The 19763-nt window shown below is 76.5% G+C and carries 11 protein-coding genes; 2 read left to right on the forward strand and 9 right to left on the reverse strand.

Annotation, left to right across the window (positions count from 1 at the left end):
- Positions 1-488 precede the first annotated feature (488 nt).
- The 3 genes from ACFVUY_RS31440 to ACFVUY_RS31450 all read right to left on the reverse strand — a co-directional run bounded on the left by ACFVUY_RS31440 (position 489) and on the right by ACFVUY_RS31450 (position 5292).
- Entirely contained in the window at positions 489-2117 is a 1629-nt protein-coding gene (locus ACFVUY_RS31440) for a protein kinase (protein ID WP_387692570.1), read from the reverse strand.
- Positions 2114-2875 (reverse strand): hypothetical protein, encoded by a 762-nt coding sequence (locus ACFVUY_RS31445; protein ID WP_387735641.1) that lies wholly within the window; start codon positions 2873-2875, stop codon positions 2114-2116. The genes ACFVUY_RS31440 and ACFVUY_RS31445 overlap by 4 nt, the downstream gene beginning before the upstream one ends.
- 224 nt (positions 2876-3099) lie before the next feature.
- Positions 3100-5292, reverse strand: coding sequence for an N-6 DNA methylase (locus ACFVUY_RS31450; protein ID WP_387735644.1), 2193 nt, complete (start codon positions 5290-5292; stop codon positions 3100-3102).
- Positions 5293-5510: 218 nt separating this feature from the next.
- Here ACFVUY_RS31450 and ACFVUY_RS31455 point away from each other — a divergent pair, with 218 nt between their 5' ends.
- Positions 5511-6158, forward strand: a complete 648-nt coding sequence (locus ACFVUY_RS31455) for a DUF4352 domain-containing protein (RefSeq protein ID WP_387735647.1) — start codon at positions 5511-5513, stop codon at positions 6156-6158.
- A gap of 133 nt (positions 6159-6291) precedes the next feature.
- On the opposite strand, the gene mfd is transcribed toward ACFVUY_RS31455, so the two are convergent.
- The 6 genes from mfd to ACFVUY_RS31485 form a co-directional block, all read right to left on the reverse strand.
- Positions 6292-9945: a transcription-repair coupling factor gene (gene mfd / locus ACFVUY_RS31460; RefSeq protein WP_387735650.1), complete on the reverse strand. Its 3654-nt coding sequence runs from the start codon at positions 9943-9945 to the stop codon at positions 6292-6294.
- An 818-nt stretch (positions 9946-10763) separates the two neighbouring features.
- Positions 10764-12221: a hypothetical protein gene (locus tag ACFVUY_RS31465; protein WP_387735653.1), complete on the reverse strand. Its 1458-nt coding sequence runs from the start codon at positions 12219-12221 to the stop codon at positions 10764-10766.
- Positions 12222-12486: 265 nt separating this feature from the next.
- Positions 12487-15219 carry an SUKH-4 family immunity protein gene (locus ACFVUY_RS31470; RefSeq protein WP_387735656.1) on the reverse strand — a complete coding sequence of 911 codons (2733 nt, stop codon included), beginning with the start codon at positions 15217-15219 and terminating at the stop codon, positions 12487-12489.
- 85 nt (positions 15220-15304) lie between these two features.
- On the reverse strand, positions 15305-16306 hold the full coding sequence (locus tag ACFVUY_RS31475; RefSeq protein ID WP_387692582.1) for an SMI1/KNR4 family protein: 1002 nt from the start codon (positions 16304-16306) through the stop codon (positions 15305-15307).
- A 239-nt stretch (positions 16307-16545) separates the two neighbouring features.
- Positions 16546-17733, reverse strand: coding sequence for a DegT/DnrJ/EryC1/StrS family aminotransferase (locus tag ACFVUY_RS31480; RefSeq protein ID WP_387735659.1), 1188 nt, complete (start codon positions 17731-17733; stop codon positions 16546-16548).
- Positions 17730-18893: a Gfo/Idh/MocA family protein gene (locus ACFVUY_RS31485; protein ID WP_387735662.1), complete on the reverse strand. Its 1164-nt coding sequence runs from the start codon at positions 18891-18893 to the stop codon at positions 17730-17732. Before ACFVUY_RS31485 ends, ACFVUY_RS31480 begins: the two co-directional genes overlap by 4 nt.
- Positions 18894-19259: 366 nt before the next feature.
- On the opposite strand from ACFVUY_RS31485, the gene ACFVUY_RS31490 reads away from it, so the two are divergent.
- Positions 19260-19721 (forward strand): YwqJ-related putative deaminase, encoded by a 462-nt coding sequence (locus ACFVUY_RS31490; RefSeq protein WP_359910045.1) that lies wholly within the window; start codon positions 19260-19262, stop codon positions 19719-19721.
- Positions 19722-19763: the final 42 nt, after the last annotated feature.

A 19763-nucleotide genomic window follows, 5' to 3' on the forward strand; every position in this document is an offset into this window, starting at 1 on the left:
CTCACCGCAGCCCGTCGACTCCCCGCCCCGGAGTGCCGGCCGGGCCCGTCCCGGTCCAACGCGGGAAGCCAACACGCGGGCCGGGATGAGGGCCGGTGGAGAAGCCGTGCGTCCCGGGACGGTCCGGGGCTTCAGGCGGGCTGGAGCCGCTGGGGAATCTCCGAAGAGGGCACGACGGCACGCCTGGGCCAGTACGGCGCCACCGCTGATGCGCCGGGGCCAGGGCTTCCAGTGGCCCGGCCCGCGAGGATCGAGGCCGCTGCACAGGTCGGCAGCGCAACCCCACCGGCCGCGCCGGGCCCGGGGGTCGGGCCGGCACGGAACCCCGGCGACAGCAGTGGGCGTCGGGGCCGGGGCAGCACAACGACCCCACCAGCGGCGCCCGGAGCCGACACCCGGGAGCCGGTGCCCGGGACCGGGACCGGGCCGCACAGCATCCCCACCGGCGGCGCCGGGAGGCGCAACGGTCCGGGGCCGGGGTGGTGGGGTCAGTGGGGGGTCGGGGGCCAGGGGGTGGAGGTGGGGGTGAGGGTGGAGAGGGACTGGCGGAGGCGGCGGACGGTGGGGTGGTGGGGGCCGTCGCGGCGTTCGCGGTCGAGGAGGAGGGGGAGCAGCCACTGCCAGGCGTTCTGGGGGTCGCCGGTGGCGGCGAGGTGGAGGCCGATGCGTTCGCGGAGGTCGTAGGCGCGCTCGGGGTCGGTGTCGAGGCCGGATTCGAGGCGGGCGGTGTGGGCGGTGAGGAGGGCCTGGTACTCGGTGAGGGCTTCGGCGCCGTGGCCGAGCCGGTCGAGGCAGATGGCGGCGCGGTAGCGGTGGTCAAGGCCCTGGGGGCCGTGCGGGCCGCCGTCGGCGGTGGCGGCGAGGCGGCGGTACTCGGGGAGGGCCTGCTGGGGGTGGCCCTCGTGCAGGAGGGTGCGGGCGTAGATGGTGCGGATGGTGCGCACCAGGGGTGCGGCGGCGCCGAGTTCGGCCTCGGCCCGGGGCAGCAGGCGGGCGGCGAGGCCGAGCACTTCGGTGTGGCGGCCGGCGTCGACCAGGTCGGAGAGCCGGGCGCACTCGGCGCCGAGGTCGGATTCCGCGGGGACGGGCGGAGGTGTCGCGGGGGCGGGTGGCATGAGGAAGGGCCGTGACTCGGAGCGGACCACGGGCGCCGGGGCGGCCGCGGCGGCCGGTGGCTGTGGCTGGTGCGGGTAGCGGAAGGGGCGGGCCGGGTCCGGCAGCGGGGTGTAGCGGGGCTGCGGGGCGCCGTCGGCCGGGGGCAGCAGCGGGAGCAGCCGCGCGTACACGCTCCGGGCGTCGGCGGGGCGGTCGGCGGGCCGCTTGGCGAGCAGGTCGAGCACCAGCTGTTCCAGCGGCTGCGGCACGTCGGGGCGCAACTCCCGCAGCGGGACGGGTGGTTCGTCGACGTGTCGGCGCAGGACGCCGAGGGCGGTGGGGGCCCGGAACGGCTCCTCGCCGGCGAGCATCTCGTGCAGCAGGCAGCCGAGCGCGTAGAGGTCGCTGCGCGGGTCGGTGGTGGCGGCGAGGGCCTGTTCGGGGGCCATGTAGGAGGGGCTGCCGACGGGCACGCCGGTGAGGGTCAGCCGGGTGGTCTCGGTGTCGAGGGCGGTGGCGATGCCGAGGTCGAGCAGGACGGTGCGGCCGTCCTCGCGGACCATGACGTTGCTCGGCTTGAGGTCGCGGTGGACCACCGGGATGGCGTGGACGGCGGCCAGCGCGGTGCACAGCTGGGCGGCGACGGCCGCCGCGCGTTCGATCGGGAACGGCGCGTCCTCGGCGATGAGGTCGGCCAGGCTGACCCCGGGGATGCGCTGCATGACGAGGTAGAGCTCGCCCTCGTCCTCGCCCGCGTCGAAGACGGTGACCAGCCCGGGGTGGTCGAGCGCGGCCGTGATCCGGCACTCGCGCAGGAAGCGGCGGCTCAACTCGTCGCCGTGGCGGGCCCGTTCGCCTCCGGATCCGGTCCCGCCGGGGAGCAGGTGCTCGGGGCGGAGCAGTTTGACCGCGACCGGGCGGTGCAGTCGTTCGTCCTGGCCGGCCCAGACCTGGCCCATGCCGCCGTGGCCGATCTTCTCGGTGAGCCGGTAGCGACCGGCGATCAGCCGGGTGGCGGTCACGGCCGGTCCTCGCGGGCCTGGCGGCGCAGCAACTCGCCCAGCTCGCGCAGGTCGTGGGCGGTTTCGGGGGCGGGGGCCGAGGGGGCGGGCGCCGAGGGGACGACGGCGGCGGTCGCGGTCGGCGCGACCGGAGCGGGCACGGGAGCGTGAGCGGGCACGGGGGCCTGCGTGGGCGCCCCGTGCCCGGGCACGGTGGCCCCGTACGGCGAGACGTTCGGCACCGCGTACGGCGAGAGGACCTGCGGAGCGGCGTGCGGCACGGCCTGCGGCGCCGGAGGCCCGGCCAGCCAGACCGCGCGGCTGTCCATCACCAGGAAGTGAGCCGTCGGCAGGAGCCACAGCACGGCCAGCGTGATCTGGCCGGTGATGTCGGCGGTCGGGTCCTTCAGGGTGCCCGCGACCCCGGCGGAGACGATCATGGCGAGCAGCAGCGCGCAGAACACCGCCGCGCCGAGGATGTCGTACGCCCGTCGGCGCCGGACCGCCAGCAGCAGCGAGGGGACGACCCCGAGCAGGCCGAAGGTGACCAGCGGGGCCAGCGCGCACAGCACCCGCACAACCACCCCGAACCGTCCGGGGATCGGGGCCGGCCCGGCCACTCCCCCCGGCCCGGCCGCTCCCCCCGGTGCGGGCGGGCCCGGCACCGGGCCCGGCGCGTACCCCGGCGCGTACCCCGGCGCGTACCCCTGCCCGGGCCCCGGCCCGTACGGCGCCCCGCCGGGCGGCGGTCCGAACTGCCCGGGGTACTGCCCTGACATGCGCGCTCCTGAGCTGGTGAGGACCGGCACCGAGGGCGGTGCGACCGGTTCCGCACACCGTACCGCCCGGCCCGGCCGCTCCGGAGGGCTTCCGTCCGCCCGCTGCCGCATCGGTATCCCGCCGGTACCGCGCCGCTACTGAGCCGGGGTCACCTGCGGGCGCGCGGCGCGGGTCCTGCCGGATCGGGCCCCCCGCGGCCCGGCCCCGGTCCGCGGGGCGGGTGTCAGTCCGGCGGCGCCAGGGTGCCGGTCGCCAGGGCGTCGGTGGCGGCCTGGGCGAGGCTGCGGCCGAGGGCGGCGGCCTGGGCGAGGGCGGTGTCGAAGGCGGCGAGGCGGGCGAAGGCGGCGCCGAGGCGCTGCTGGGCGGGGAGCGGGAGGCGGGGCAGTTCGACCCGGCGGATGTCGAGCCGGGCGGTGGTGGTGGCGTGGCTGGCGGCGCGCCGGGTGCCGGCGGTGGAGCGGAACTGGCCGGCCAGGAACTCGGGGTCGAGGGCGGCCGGGTCGGGCCGCAGGAGGTGGAGCTGGCGGCCGAGGGCGGCGCCGACCAGCGGGCCCTCGGCGGGGACGACCCGAGCGGTGCCGCCGCCGAGGGCGGGGACCAGGACGTCGCCGGGGCGGGTGCGGACGTCCCCGGCCGGGCCGGGGCCTGCGGCCAGGACGGCGCTGGGCGCGGCGCCGGTGGCGAGGTCCTGGTCGGTGACGACGGGGGTGCCGCCCGAGCCCGCCCCGGCCGGCCGGGTGGCGGCGCCGGTGCCGGAGGAGTGCACCTCCAGCGCGCCGCCGCGGACCAGCTCGCCGATGGTGACCACCCCGACGGGAGCCGTACCGGACGCCCCGCCGGGCGCCGCCCCGGCCACCCCGCCGGACGCGGCACCTGACGCGGCGCCGGGCCGCGGCAGCAGCGCAACCGGGTCGGGCAGGCCGGCCAGCAGCTCGGCCAGCCGGCCGCCGAGGTGGGAGAGTTCGGCCGCGCCGCCGAGCGGGGCGGCGGGCGGGACGTGCCGGGCCGGGGAGAGGTCGGTCTCGTCGTCGAGCAGGTCGATGGCGGCCATCGCCCGGTGGACGCCGGGACGGTCGGCGGGGACCGGCAGGCCCTCGCGCGCGGCGAGGTCGAAGCCGCGCCAGGCCTCCAGGACGGTGCGGCGCAGCTCGGTCCAGTCGACCTTGTCCCGGCCGCCCTCGGCGGCCTGCGCCCCGGCGGCCCCGCCCGGACCGGCGAGCGCCGCCCCGGCGTCGAGCATCAGCACCTGGCGGAAGTCGGCGCCCGGCCGGGGTGCGCGCAGCACCCACAGGTGCAGCGGGACGCCGTACGGCGGGGCGGCGCCGGCCGGCAGCGCGATGACGGCCCGCAGCGCGCCGGAGCGGAGCAGTTCGGCCCGGATGCGGCGGCCGGCCCGGCGGGCGGCGACGGTCGGCGGGAGCAGCAGGGCGGCGAGGCCGCCGGGGCGGGTGTGCGCCAGGCAGTGCAGCACCCAGGCGAGTTCGGACTCGCCGCGCGGCGGGACGAGCCCGCCGGGCCAGCGGGTGTCGAACTGCAGCTCGTCGTGGCCCCAGTCGCGCTCGTTGTACGGGGGCTGGCAGAGCACGGCCTCGAAGGTGTCGCCGGGGAAGCCGTCGGCGCGCAGGGCGTCGTCGGCCCGCAGGTCGAGCGGGAGCGGGCCGGGCTCGTCGGCGGGGGTGTGCAGGGCGATCCGGAGCCGGGCGAGGGCGGCGGTGACCGGGTCGGCGTCCTGGCCGTAGCGGCCGGTGGTCGGCGGGTGGGCGAGCAGGACGGAGCCGAGGCCGACGGCCGGGTCGAGCACGGTGGCGGGGACGCCGGCGACGGCGGCGAGCAGTTCGGCGGCCTCCGGCGGGGTGGGGCTGAGCTGCCGGGTGTTGGCCTCGGCGTACCGGGTGAGCAGCTGCTCGTACGCGCCGACCGGGCCCGCCTGCGCGGCGAGTTCGGCGAGCAGCCGGGCGAGGTCCAGCTGGGTGCTGCCGAGCAGGCCCGGGAGGCCGAGGGTGCGGGCGCCATCGGGGCCGAAGGCGTGCACGGCGGCGCCGGTGACGGCCCGGGGCAGCGCGAGGGCGAGCCGGGTGTCGGGCCGGTCGGCGAGCCCGGCCCACTGCGCGGGCTCGCGGTGCAGCAGCAGGAGCAGGGCGCCGGCCTCGACCAGCGGGGCGGCGGGGTGGCCGGCCGGGTCGCGGAGGGTGTCGACGAGCTGCCAGACCCGCTCCAGCAGCGGGAGTTCGGCGATCTTGCCCTGGGCGCGCAGCCAGGACTCGACCTCGGCGAGCGCGAAGGCCGGGCTGGCGTCGGTGCCGCCGACCGGGCGCGGGAAGTCGGGGTGGCGGCGGCGCCAGTTGCTGACCGCGGCCCGGCCGACGCCGGCCAGCCGAGCGATCTCGGCGGCGGTCACTTCGGGACGGTCCGGCACGGGGGCTCCTTCGGTGGGGGGCTGCGACCGCACAGCCGGGGCGGGGGCGGGGGCTGTGACCGCACAGCATAGCGACGCACCCCTCGATCACAGTTCACATGTGAACAGAGCTCTTTTGTGAAATCGCATTGACATGGTTCACGGCCGAGTGGTGTGATCTCTCCGTCGCCACCGAACGGGGCGGCGCAGGGAAGACCACCGATCACCGGGAGACACCCATGTCCGCGAACGCCCGCCGCACCGCCGTCCGCCGCGCCACCGCCCGGCGCGGCGCCACCCGCCGCACCGCCGTCCTGCTGCTGGGCGCCGCGCTGGTCACCCTGAGCGCGACGGCGTGCAACTCCGCCGGCGGCGCCTCCGTCTCGACGGAGGCGAAGCAGACCGCGGCCGCCACCGGCTCCGAGGCCGCCAAGCCCGCCGGGGACAAGCCCGCCGACACCGGCAAGGCGCCCGCCAAGCTCGGCGACACCATCGCGCTCAAGGGCAACGACCCGGCCGACACCGCCGACGTGACGCTGGTGAAGGTGGTCGACAACGCCGAGGGCGAGGACGAGTTCACCCACCCGGCCGACGGCAAGCGCTTCGTCTCGGTCCAGTTCCGGATCAAGGCGAGCGGCAAGAAGGCCTACAGCGACGTCCCCGGCAACAGCGCCAAGGTGGTGGACGCCCAGGGCCAGGCCTTCGGCAGCACGATCGCGGACACCAAGGCCGGCCCGGGCTTCCAGGTCCCCGCCAACATCGCGCCCGGCGAGAGCGCCCTCGGCTTCGTCACCTTCGAGGTGCCGAAGGACGCCAAGCTCGACAAGGCCCAGTTCGGCCTCGACAGCGGCTTCGCCCCGCAGACCGGCCAGTGGAAGCTCGGCTGACGCATCCGTTCACAGCCGGCCGGCCGCCGCACCGCGTCAACCACGGCCGGCGCCCGTCCACACGAAACGGCGGCCCCGGGGCAGAGCCCGAGACCGCCGTGAACCACCTGGAGGACGGAGGCCCTCCGGATGTCTACTTCTTCGCCCCCGCCAGGTCGTCGAACATGGCCGACAGGAACTCGGTGCACCAGCCCAGCAGTTCCCGGCCGACCAGCGGCTTGCCGCCGATCCGCCCGGTGCTCGGGCGCGGCACCAGCAGTTGCTGGGCCGCCGCCTTCACCTGGCTGCGCGGGTAGAGCCGGTTCAGCCGCAGCTGCTGGGACTCCCGCAGCTCCACCGGCCCGAAGCGGACGTTGGAGCCCTGGAGGGTGATGTCCGAGATCCCGCACCGCCGGGCGTACAGCCGCAGCGCCGCGACCAGCAGCAGGTTCTCCACCGGCTCGGGCAGCTTGCCGTAGCGGTCCACCAGCTCGTCCCGGACCTGCTGGATGTCCTCCTCCGAGTTGACCGCGGCGATCGAGCGGTACGCCTGCAGCCGCAGCCGCTCGCCGGGTGCGTAGTCGTGCGGCACGTGGGCGTCGACCGGGAGCTCGATCTTCACCTCCAGCGGCTCCTCCTCCGGCTCCCCGCCGCCCGCCAGCGACTCGCGGAACTCCGCCACCGCCTCGCCGACCATCCGCATGTAGAGGTCGAAGCCGACGCCCGCGATGTGCCCGGACTGCTCGCCGCCGAGCAGGTTGCCCGCGCCGCGGATCTCCAGGTCCTTCATCGCGACGTACATGCCGGCGCCCATCTCGGTGTGCTGGGCGATGGTGGCCAGCCGCTCGTGCGCGGTCTCGGTGAGCGGCTTCTCCGGCGGGTACAGCATGTACGCGTAGCCGCGCTCGCGGCCTCGCCCGACCCGGCCGCGCAGCTGGTGCAGCTGGGAGAGGCCGAAGGTGTCGCCGCGCTCCACGATCAGGGTGTTGGCGTTGGAGATGTCGATGCCGGACTCCACGATCGTGGTCGACACCAGGACGTCGAACTCCTTCTCCCAGAAGTCGACGACGACCTTCTCCAGCTGGTTCTCCCCCATCTGCCCGTGCGCGGTGGCGATCCGCGCCTCGGGCACCAGGTCCTTCAGCCGGGCGGCCGCCTTGTCGATCGACTCCACCCGGTTGTGGATGTAGAACACCTGGCCCTCGCGCAGGAGTTCACGCCGGATCGCGGCCGAGATCTGCTTCTCGTCGTACGGCCCGACAAAGGTCAGCACCGGATGCCGCTCCTCCGGCGGGGTGGTGATGGTGGACATCTCGCGGATGCCGGTGACCGCCATCTCCAGGGTGCGCGGGATCGGGGTCGCGGACATGGTGAGCACGTCCACGTTGGCGCGCAGCTTCTTCAGCTGCTCCTTGTGCTCGACGCCGAAGCGCTGCTCCTCGTCGACGATGACCAGGCCGAGGTCCTTGAACCTGGTCTCGGAGGAGAACAGCCGGTGGGTGCCGATGACGACGTCCACCGAGCCCTCGAACAGCCCCTCCAGCACGGCCTTGGCCTCGGTGTCGGTCTGGAAGCGGGACAGCGCCTTCACGTTCACCGGGAAGTTCGCGTAGCGCTCGGCGAAGGTCGAGAAGTGCTGCTGCACCAGCAGCGTGGTCGGCACCAGGACCGCCACCTGCTTGCCGTCCTGCACGGCCTTGAACGCGGCCCGCACGGCGATCTCGGTCTTGCCGTAGCCGACGTCGCCGCAGATCAGCCGGTCCATCGGGACGGACTTCTCCATGTCCGACTTGACCTCGGCGATGGTGGTCAGCTGGTCCGGCGTCTCCGCGTACGGGAAGGCGTCCTCCAGCTCCCGCTGCCACGGGGTGTCCGGGCCGAAGGTGTGGCCGGGGGCGGCCATCCGCGCCGAGTACAGCTTGATCAGGTCGGCGGCGATCTCCTTGACCGCCTTCTTGGCCCGCTGCTTGGTCTTCGCCCAGTCCGCGCCGCCGAGCCGGTGCAGCGTCGGGGCCTCGCCGCCGACGTACTTGGTGACCTGGTCGAGCTGGTCGGTCGGCACGAACAGCCGGTCGCCGGGGTGGCCGCGCTTGGCCGGGGCGTACTCCAGCACCAGGTACTCGCGGGTGGCGCCCTGGACGGTGCGCTGCACCATCTCGACGTACTTGCCGACGCCGTGCGCCTCGTGGACGACGTAGTCGCCGGCCACCAGCGCCAGCGGGTCGATCGCGTTGCGTCGGCGCGAGGGCATCCGGCGCATGTCCTTGGTGGAGGACTTCTGGCCGGACAGGTCGGTCTCGGTGATGACCGTGAGCTTCAGGTTCTCGTCGACGAAGCCGTGCTCGATCGAGCCGCAGGAGACGTGGACGACGTCCCGGGTGGGCGCATCGGCGAGGTCGGCGACCAGGCGGGCCGGGATGCCCTCGTTGCCCAGCACCTCGGCGAGCCGGGAGGCCGGGCCGTGGCCCTCGGTCACCATGACGACCCGCCAGTCGGCGGCCAGCCGCTCCTTGGCGTCGGCGATCGCCCGGGCGGTGTCGCCCCGGTAGGCCTCGACGGCGTGCATGCCGAGGGTCAGCGTGTTGGCGTCGCCGTGCCAAGCAGCGACTCCGTCGCGGGCCGGGATGCCGTCGACGGTCGACTCGCTGGTCGCGAACGGGCTGACGGACCACCAGGGAAGCCCGATCTCGGCGGCGTGCTCGCGCACCTCGGCGAGCGAGCGCAGCGACGCGGCGGAGACGTCGATGGCCTCCAGGTCGATCGGGCGGTCCCCGCCGGACGCGGCCGCGACCCAGGAGGCGTGCAGGAACTCCTGGCTGGTCGCCACCAGGTCGGCGGCCCGGGTGCGGACCCGCTCGGGGTCGCAGACCACCGCGACCGAGCCGAGCGGCAGCACGTCGACCAGCAGCTCCATGTCGTCCACCAGCACCGGCGCCAGCGACTCCATGCCCTCGACCGCGATGCCCTCGGCGATCCTGTCCAGGATCTCGGCCAGCCCGGGGTGCTCGGCGGACAGCTCGGCGGCCCGGGCCCGCACCTCCTCGGTGAGCAGCAGCTCGCGGCAGGGCGGCGCCCACAGGCCGTGCTCGGCGATCTCCAGCGAGCGCTGGTCGGCGACCTTGAAGTAGCGGACCTCCTCGACCTCGTCGCCCCAGAACTCCACCCGCAGCGGGTGCTCCTCGGTCGGCGGGAAGACGTCCAGGATGCCGCCGCGGACGGCGAACTCGCCGCGCTTCTCGACCAGTTCGACGCGCGCGTAGGCGGCGGCGGAGAGCCGGCGGGCCACCTCCCCCAGGTCGTACGACTCACCGCGCCGGACGGCCACCGGTTCCAGCTCGGCCAGTCCCTTGACCTGCGGCTGGAGCACCGAACGGACCGGGGCGACCACCACCTGGACCGGCCCGGCCGCCGGGTCGTCCGCCCGCGGGTGCACGATCCGGCGCAGTACGGCCAGCCGGCGCCCGACGGTGTCCGAGCGGGGCGACAGCCGTTCGTGCGGCAGGGTCTCCCAGGCCGGGAACTCGGCGACGGCGTCGACGGGCAGCAGGGAGCGCAGCGAGGCCGCGAGGTCCTCGGCCTCCCGGCCGGTCGCGGTGACGGCGAGCACCGGGCGACCCCGGTCCCCGGCGGCCTGCCCGGCGAGCGCGCGGGCCAGCGCGGCGATGGCGAACGGCCGGGCGGCGGGCGGTCCGACCAGGTCCAGGTGGGGGCGTCCACCGGCCGCGGCTCCGGGGGCGGTGGCCGCCTCGATCGCCTCGGCGAGCGCCGCGTCCCGCGCGACGACATCGAGCAGTCCGGTCAGGCTCATCTGGGGTCTCTTCTTCGTCCCGTGGCTGATGCTGCCCCGGGGCGGCGAAGGCCCGCCGGGGCAACGCGAACGGCCCGGCACGCCGAGCGGCCGGGGGTCTCCAGCCTACGCCGCGGCAGGGACGCGCACGCGGTCCACGGCTTCGGCGAGGCCGGACCGGGGCCGTCCCGGACCCGCGCCGGGGCCGCGCCGGGGCTGGAAGGGGTCGAAAGGGGGCGATAGGAATCGGCAGGGGATCCGGAGCACCGGGCATCCGCGCGGCCACCCGCACGGATTGTCAGGAACACGTCCGAGAACGAACGACTGGACGGAACACCGGACCGGCCGGTGGACGAACCAACCGGGAGCCGTCCCGAACGGGGCACGGCTATCCGCCACGAACTGGACATACTCCTGTCACTGGCCGTCCATGGAGATCGCGCACCATGGTGAACGTGCCCGCCGCACCCAACCGTGGGGGATGGCTGTGGAGGGCACTGTCGCACCCCCGATGGGGGTCGGAGGTGCGAGGCCGGGCGGCCCTGGGTGGGGGCGCCCGCCCAAGCGCCGGGAACCGTGGCGCCCTTTCCTGGAGGGCGCCACGGGTCTCGGCCTCTTTCGTTCCCGGGGACCTACCCCGTCGACCGCCGTCCCATCCCGAAGCCCGCCCGTCCTCCCCGACCTCCGGCCCCGGCCCCGCCCGTCGACCCGGCCCCGAGGCCCCGCCCGTCGACCCGGACTCCCGCCCGAGGGCCCGGGCGCGCCCGGCACCAGCGAAGGCCCCGACCGCCTCTCACCGGGCGGTCGGGGCCTTCGCGACGCGTGGTCGGGCGCGCCGGTCAGCGGCGGTTGTAGCTCACCGTGTGGGGGGTCGCGTAGTCGCTGCCGTCGTCCACGATGATGATCTTCGGAACGATCCGGGTCTCGGCCTCCGAGGACCGCCCGTCGCCCTTCCCGGCAGCGGCCGGCCCGTCGACCGACTTCGCCTCGGCCGTTCCCTCCGCCGTTCCATCGGCCGCTCCCTCGGCCTCGACCGTCCCCTCGACCGTCTCCTCGGCGGGCGCCGAGGCCGGCTTCGGCGGCACCGGGCCGGTCGCCACGGGCCCGCCGATGGCCCTGGTGGCACTGCTGCCGACCACCGGCGTCCGCAGCACGGTCGCCGACCTCTCCCGGGCGGGGGCCTCGGCCCCGGCGGGAGCCGCGGGAGTCAGGGTCTTGCGCAGGTCGGCCACCGGGATCTCCCCGGTGTCCGCCTCCGAGTCCACCGGCGAGGCGTCGACGACCGCGTCCACGACCGCGTCCACGACCGCTTCCCGCTGCGCGGGGGGCGCCGGCGCCGCGGTGGACACGACGGTCCCGACGGAGTCCTGGGCGGCCCGGGCGGCCGCGACGGCGGCCGCCGCCACCCCGGGCTCGATCTGGCCGACCGCCGCCCCGGTGAGCGAGGCCAGCGTGGCCTTGATGTGGTCCAGGTGCTGCTGCACCGTCTCCAGCCGGGTGTCGAACTCGCGCTGCTCGCGCTCGCTCTCCGCGTTGATCTTCTCGGCCTCCCGGCGGGCCTGCTCGACCAGCTTGTCGGCCTTGGCCTGGGCGTCCGTCTCCAGCTGCTTGATCCGGTTCAGCACCGTCTCCCGCTGCTGCTCCGCCTCCTTGACCTTGCGCTCGGCGGTCGCCGAGACCTCGGTGTCCTCGGCGTCGGCCGCGGCCTGGGCGGCGGCGAAGGTCTCGTCGGCCTTGCGGCGCCGGGCGGCCAGCTCGGCCTCGGCCTGCTCGCTGGCCTCGGCGGCGGCCACCCGCACCTTGGCGGCGTACGCGGTCGCGGTGTCCCGGGCGGAACGGCTCTCCCGGTCGGTGTCGGACCGGATGCCCTCGGCCTCGGCCCGGGTCCGCTCCTCGGTGCGGCGGGCGGCCGCGTCCGCGTCGGTACGGGTCGTGGTGCTGTACTCCTTGGCGGCGCGGCCGGCGGCCTGCCCCGCCTCGTAGACCTCGTCCCGCAGGTCCTCGGCGAAGCGCTCGGCCTTCTCCCGGACGGCGCGCGCCTCGTTCTCGGCCATCGCGGCCAGTCCGGCGGCCTGCTCGCTGAGCACCTGGTAGTCGGGTTCCGGGGCCTCCTCGGCAGTCCGGCGGATGTCGGCCAGCCGGGCCTCCATCTGCCGGATGCCGGCGCCCAGGACGCTCAACCGTTCCCACGCCTCGTCACGCTGCGCGGTGAGGGCGGCGAGGGCTCGGTCGACCTGCTCGGGCACGTAGCCACGGCGGGCCTGGGTGAAGCCGTACTGGGGGACGGCGTCGCTCATGGGCTCTTCCCCTCGTTTCGCGGGCTGCGGAGCCCATGATCGGACGGAACGGACGGATCCGGAACCGGTTCGGTGCCCCGGGCCGGATTCCGTCGTCGTGCGGACCGGAATATGTCGAGGACGAGACGAATAGACCCATCCTCTTGACCTATTTTGCGCAGATCTGGGCGAAACCCCAACGAGGCACAGCTGCGGAGGCATGCCGGAAGGGCCGTTCCGGACACCGGAACGACCCCTCCCACCTGCGAGGACCTGCGACGGTCCGCTACAGCAGGCCGTCCCAGAACTGCTCCAGCAGCACGGCCCACCAGGTGTCCGCGTTCTGCAGGGCCGCCGGGTCGATCGCGGCGAGCTGGGCCTGGAAGTCGGTCGTCCAGCGACCGGCCTGGTCCGGGGTCAGCCCGTACCGCAGCCGCCACATCCGGCCCAGCAGGGCCATCGAGCGGACGAACTCCGGTACACCGCTGTTGACGAACCGGGGCGGCTGGCCGGTTCCCTCGATGTCCACGGCCACCACGTGCGCGGTGCCGTACTGGACGCACAGCTGCCGTCCGTAGTCGTTGCCCAGCACCAGGTAGCCGCCGAAGTCCGGGCCCGCGGCCAGGCCGCGCTCGGCGGCCAGCTCGGCGAGCGTCGGGATCGGGCGGCCCTCCTGCGCCTGCGCCCAGAAGAACGGCCCGAAGTCGCGCGGCAGCCCGGCCCACATCAGGGTCTGGGACACCGGCTCGGGCACGCCCTGGCGGGAGACGGCGCGCTGCTCGTACCGGAACAGGTTCTGCCCGAAGGCGGCGCCGGTCTCCTGGGCGAGCTGCTGCGGCGGGAGCGGCGGCAGCGCCTGGACCGTCCCGGGCGCGGGCGGCGGCACCCGGAACGGGCGGACCCGCTGGGCGCCGGACGCCAGCTGGTGCAACTCGTCCAGGTGGTCGAGCAGCTCGGCCATCCCGGCCTGCCGGGACGCGTGGTCGCGGCCGTACGGGGCGGTGTGGGTGAGCCGGACGTTCGGCCAGGACGCGGCGATCATGCGGTTGCAGTAGCCGCCCGGCAGGTCGCAGGACTCCAGCTCGGTGTAGAGCTCCAGCACCTGCTCCGGCGGCACGTTGAGCCGGCGCAGGTCCTGCAGGATCTTCCACTCCGGGTGCGGGGTGCCGGGCTCGCTGCGGTGCAGCAGCTTCTGCTCCGAGCCGTCCGGGCCCCGGTAGCTGAGCGCGGCGAAGTACCCCGGGCCGACCGCGGGCACCCCCGGGGGCACCGGCGCGGCCTGCGGCGAACCGGGCACCGCCGGCGGGACGACCCCCGCGGCACCGCCCGTGTTCGGGTAGCCGTAGCCGGCCGCGGGCGCGGCGGGGGCCGCCGGGCCGCCGGGCGGCGGCGGGACGGCGGGACCGCCGGACGGCGGGGTGCCCGGGTCCGCCGGGCCGCCCAGCAGCGCCGGGTCGATCGCGCCCGCCAGCTGGGTCGCCTCGTACGCCGTACCGGAGGCGGACGGGCCGGCGGACGGCGCGCCCTGCGGGGCCGGCGGGGCCTCGCCACCGCGCAGGCCCGCCGGGGGCGGAGGCGGCGGGGCGGAGGCCGCGCCGCGGCCGCCGGAACCGGCCGGGGCGGTGACGGGCGTACCGGAGCCCGGAGTGTGCTTCAGCCCGGCCGGCGGGGGCGGCGGCGGGGCCGAACCCGCACCGCGTCCGAGTCCGGCGGGGGCGGCGCCCGCACCGGGGGCACCGGCGGGGCCACCGCGCAGCGCGGCCGGCGGGGGCGGCGGCGGGACCGAGCCGGCACCGCGTCCGAGTCCGCCCTGCGGCGCGGCGCCCTCCGGGGCACCGGGGACGGGGGCACCGGGCAGGCCGGCGAGGCCGGGCATGCCGCCCGGCGGGGCCAGCATCGTCGGGGCGTGCTCCGCCTGCGGACCAGCGGCGGGCGGGGCGGCCGGGGCACCCGGCAGGCCCATCAGCCCGGGCATGGCGTCCGGCGAGGCGAGCAGGGTCGGCGCCGGCTCGGCGGCCGGGGCGGGTGCCGGGGCCTGGGCCGGCGGGGCGGGCGGGGCGGCCGGCGGCTCGGCGAACGGCGGCTGCGCCCCCTGCGGCCGGTCGGCGAACGGCGGGACCGGGGGCATGCCGTGGCCGCCGCTCGTCGGCGGCATCAGCATGGTCGCGGCCTCGGCACCCGCCGGCGCGGCGGGCCCGGGCAGGTCCGAGCCGGTGATCCGCAGCCCCTCGGGCATCAGGACGGTGGCGGCGTCGGCCCCGTCCGACGGGCCCGGCACACCGGGCACACCGGGCGCGACGGGGGCGACCGGAGCCACGGGCGGCGGCACCGGCGCGACGGCCTGCGGCTGCGGCGAGGGCTGCGGAGCGACGACCGGCTCCTCGTGCCCGGGCGGCGGCGCGAGCATGGTGGGCGCGTCCCCGGCGGGCCGGCCGGAGACCGGCGGCTCGGTCAGCACGGCCGGGGCGGGCAGCGGCGCGGGAACGGGCTGCGGCGCCGGAACGGGCTGCTCCTCGACGGGCGTGGCAGCGGCGGCGCCAGGCACGGCAGCGGCAGCAGCGGCCGCGACCGGAGTCTCGGCACCCTGCGGCCCGGCCGGGGCCGTCCCCAGCCGCTCCGCCTCAGCCGCGATCGCCGCGGCCCCCGCCTCCTGGAGCCACTGCGGCGGGCTGAGCAGGAAGGAGGTGGCCTCCACCGGTCCGGGCGCGGGCTTCGCCGCCCCGGCCGGGTTGGCCGCCACCGGCCGCCCGTAGACCTCCTCGTACTGCCGGACCACCTCGTTGACGGGCAGCGCGGGCCACAGCGTGCTGGCGCCCGAGTCCCGGGCGATCACCAGCCGCGCCTCCCCCGTGCCGCCGCCCGCACCGCCCGTGCCCTCGGCCGGGCCCGCGGGCGCGACCGCCCAGCAGACGAAGCCCAGGTCGAACTCCCGGACCCGCACCTCGCGCTGCTGCGAGCGCGGCACCCCGCCGTTGATCCACTCCTCGGCGAGCTCCTGCGCCTGCGCGTACGTCACCACGCCCGGTTCACCCCTGTCCGCATCCTCTTCGTCCCCCGTTCCACCGACACCACCGCGACCATCGCGACCACCGAGACCACGCGCCTCAGCCCATCGGGACGGCCCGGGCGAACCCGCCGTCCACCATCAGCTCCGCGACCGTCTCCAGCTCCGGCGGGCTGCCCGCCAGCCTCAGCAGGAAGGCGTCGAAGTCCTCGCCGCAGGGCAGCAGCAGCCGGGCGCAGCGGTCCTCCGGGGCCTCCGGGGCGCCGGTGTCGCGGGCGTCGTCGTGCAGGTGGAACCAGACCGAGCCGGTCCGCTCGCCGCGCACCTTGAGCGCGACCAGGCCGCCCTGGGCGTAGGCGACGGCCAGGTAGTCCTTGGTGAGGTGGTCGCGCAGGCACTTGTTGGCGTACACGACGTCCGCGGTGCCGTACTCCTCGGTGAGCGTCAGGAAGGGCTGGTCGAGCAGCAGTCCGAGCTCGGTGTCCAGCGCCACGCCGACCGGGGTGCGGCCGCCGCCCAGCTTGAGGAAGGTGCGGTAGGCGTCGGGCAGCCGGTAGCCGAGGCGCTGCTCGGCGCGCTGCACCAGGTCCTCGGGGACGCCGATCGGGTCGCCGCCGTCCCCGGCCAGCGAGAAGTGCACCGCCCGGCGCTCCTGCAGGGGTCGGGTGCCGCGGCGGGTGTGGTCGGCGCCGGAGGTGGCCAGGCCGCCGTGGTGCCGCAGCAGCGCCTTGACCTCGACCGGCACGAGCTCCATCCGCCGCCAGCCGGGGGCGGCCCGGCCGACCGCGTGGTGCCAGGTCCAGCCGGGCGGGGTGGCGACGGCGGTCGGGAGGTCGGCCCAGAGCGGGTGGCCCTGGGTGTAGAGCGCGGCGTTGGCCGACACGTAGTCGGTCAGCCGCAGCTCGTCCACGCCGAAGCCCTCCGGCGGGTCGGCCACCTCGGCCGCGGCGGCGGCGTACGGGCCGAAGTCCGGAAAGCCGTACTCGTCCACCCTGACCCCGGCGGGGTGCCGCTCCGCGCGGACCGGGTCCGGGAAGTGCACCACCTGACCTGCGTACGCCGCGTTCGGTGCGGCGGCGACGCCGGGCCGACCTGTCGTCATCTGGGAGCCCCCACTGGCTGCTGCAAATACGGTGCCTGCTGGGCACCAGCCTAGGGCCTGCCTTCAACCCCCCGTCCGTCAGGCGGACGACGGGGGAGCGACGGCGGGCCCCGGGGGCGGCGCACGGCCGGGACCTTGCCCGGAGCCCTGCCCGGACCACGCCCGAAGCCTTGCCCGGGACCCGTCCGGAGCCTTGCCCGAAGCCTTGCCCGGAGCCGCGCCCGGGAGCGTCCCCGACGTCACAACCGCGCGCCCAGCGCCCGCCCCAGCGCCTCGGCCACCCGCAGCTGCCCGGCCTCGGTGAGGTGGGGGTGCAGCGGCAGGCTGAGCAGTTCGCGGGCGGCCCGCTCGGCGACCGGGAACGTCCCTTCGCGGTGCCCGAGGTGATGGAACGCGGGTTGCCGGTGGACCGGCAGCGGGTAGTGCACCCCGGCGCCGATCCCGGCCGCCCGCAGTTCGGCCAGCACCGCGTCGCGGTCCCGGCCGGGGCCGATCCGTACCGGGTACAGGTGCCGGACGTGCTCGTTGCCGGGCGCGGTGCGGGGCAGGGCGAGCCCGTCCAGCCCGCCCAGCAGCTCGTCGTAGCGGGCGGCGGCGGCCCGGCGGGCGGCGTTCCAGGCGGGCAGCCGGCGCAGCTTGGCGCGCAGCACGACGGCCTGCAGCGCGTCCAGCCGGGAGTTGAAGCCGAACCGTTCGTGCCGGTACCGGTCGCGGGCGCCGTGGTCGCCGATCAGCCGGACGGCGCCGGCCAGGGCGTCGTCGTCGGTGAGCACCGCCCCGGCGTCGCCGTAGGCGCCGAGGTTCTTGCCCGGGTAGAAGCTGGTGGCCGCGATCCGCCCGTACCGGCTCCGCCCGTGCTGGCGGGCGCCCTGGGACTGCGCCGCATCCTCCACCACCGGCTTTCCGTCGGCCGCCGCCAGCAGCGGCCCCATCGGGGCGAGTTGGCCGAAGAGGTGGACGGGCAGCAGCGCGGCCGCGCCGGGCAGCGCGGCGGCGGCCCGCTCCGGGTCCATCAGCAGGTACTCCGGGTCGGCGTCGACCAGCACCGGGCGCAGCCCGGCCCGCAGCACGGCCTCGGCGGTGGCGACGAAGGTGTTGGCGGGCAGCACCACCCCGCTGCCGGGCGGCAGGCCCAGGGCGCGCAGGGCCAGTTCGAGGGCGTCGGTGCCGTTGGCGGCGCCCACGCAGTGCCGGGCACCGGCGAAGGCCGCGTACTCGCGCTCGAAGGCGGCCACCTCGGGGCCCTTGACGAAGGCTCCGGAGGCGAGCACCCGGTCGAAGCCGGCCCGCACCTCGTCCGCCACCTCGGCGTGCGCCGCCGCCAGATCGACCAGCGGGACGCCCTCCCGCACCGGATCCCGCGCCGGATCCCGCGCCGCGCCCCCGCGCACCGGCCCGTTCACCGGCCCGATCGGCGGCCCGCTCACCGGGCGACCTCCGCCCCGGTCCGGGCCGCCGCGCCCACCGGGACGGTGGCGCCGCCGAGTTCGAGGCTGAGCGAGGCCGCCTCCAGCAGCTGCAGCACCCGCACCCCGGCCCGGCCGTCAGTGAGCGGGGCCCGGCCCTCGGTGATGGCGGCCGCGAACTCGGCCATCACGTTGCGCAGCGCCTCCTGCTCGACCAGCGCGGGCGCGACCATCTCGCCGACCCGGTAGGAGATCAGCGCCCGGTGCCGGATCGCGTCGGTCAGCCGGTCGGGCGGGGTGAGGTCGACCCCGCGGTCGTGCACGGCCAGCCGCGCCTGCGGGTTGAGGTCGTCCCAGACCAGGGTGCGCCGCGAGCCGCCGATCAGGGTGGTGCGGACCTTGGTCGGGGAGAGCCAGTTGACGTGGCAGTGCGCCAGCGCGCCGTTGCTGAGCCGGACCGTCAGGTACGCGACGCAGACGCGGCCGGCCCCGATCGGGTCGGCGCCCTGGGCGGACACCCCGACCGGCTCGACCCCGGGCGGCAGCACGAAGTCCAGGATCGACAGGTCGTGCGGGGCGAGGTCCCACAGCACGTCCACGTCCGGCTGCACCAGGCCGAGGTTGATCCGCACCGAGTCGAAGAACTGGACGTCCCCGATGTCCCCGCCGTGGACCAGTTCGCGGATCCGCCGCACCGCCGGGGTGTAGCAGAAGGTGTGGTCGCACATCAGCACCAGCCCGCGCCGCTCGGCCAGGTCGACCAGTTCCTGGGCCTCGGCGGCGGAGGTGGTGATCGGCTTCTCCACCAGGACGTGCTTGCCGGCCTCCAGGGCCGCCCGCACCAGCGCGTAGTGGGCGCCCGCCGGCGTGGCCACCGCGACCGCGCCGACCCGCCCGTCCGCCAGTACCCGCCGGTAGCTGTCGGTCGCTCCGACGGTGCTGTACTCCCCCAGCACCGCCCGGGCCTTGGCCTCGTCCAGGTCGCACAGCCAGTGCAGCCGCAGCGCCGGGGTGTGCTGCGCGTTGCGGACCAGCTTCGGGCCCCAGTAGCCGGCCCCGACCACGGCCAGCCCCACCGGGTGTTCGGGCACCGGCCGGGGCGGCTCGTCCGGTGCGGGCACGTGTCCGCCGGGTGCCTGGTTGGCGGTCTGCCAGTGCTCGTCCTGCGGTTCCGACGTCATCGCACGAGCCCCTTCGCTCAGCGCCGGGGCGGGCGACAGGCCTTCCCCGGCGGCCTCAACGTCCGACGCGGGCACCGGAGTCGGGCTGCCGGCGGCTGTCCGCACGGTCGGCCGCGTCCCCTTCGGCTCGCTGCCGGAACGGTACCGGCCGGGCACCGGGCCCGGGGGCCGTTTCGGTAGATCGGCGGACAAGTCGTGACGGGCGGGTGCGCGTTCGGCCGGCATCGGGCGGCCGCCGGCCGGCCCGCCGCGGCACCGGCCGCCGCCGCACCCCGGTTGTGCGGTTGTCAGTACCGTTTGACAGGCTTGCCCCGGACCGGCCCGGTCACTCCGGCCGATGCCGGGTTACGAGGAGGAGGACGACGGATGACCACCGGTGAGCCGGCGGGCCCGCCCGTGCTGCGCCACCACCGCGACAGCCTGCTGCCCGCCGTCGCCGCCGCGCTGTCGCTCAAGGGCGGCGAGGTGCACACCCTGGCGGGCGACAAGGACCCGCGCCGCCCGGTGCTGCACCACCTGGTCGCCGACTTCCTGGACACCCTGCCGGCGGAGGCCCGCGAACGGTTCACCGGCCGCTGCCCTGAGGCCGTCCTGCTCTCCCAGCACCTGGCCGCGGTCGACGGCCGGCGCTCCAAGCGCGCCGCCCGCAAGCCGATGACCCTGCAGGAGGCCCGGAAGTCGCTCAAGGGCGCCCGGATGACGACCGTGCGCATCCGCGAGGAGGACGACCCGGCGCACGGCAGCCACGCCCCGCCGTGCCGCTCCTGCGCTCCGATGCTGGAGCACTTCACCGTACGCAGCGTCGCCGTCGGGCCGCCCGCGCACTGACCGGCCGAGCGCCGGCACGTCCCCCGTCCCCCAGCCCTGGAG

Origin of the sequence: Kitasatospora sp. NPDC058063 (assembly GCF_042885395.1) — a bacterium.
GTDB classification, from domain to species: domain Bacteria; phylum Actinomycetota; class Actinomycetes; order Streptomycetales; family Streptomycetaceae; genus Kitasatospora; species Kitasatospora lactacystinica.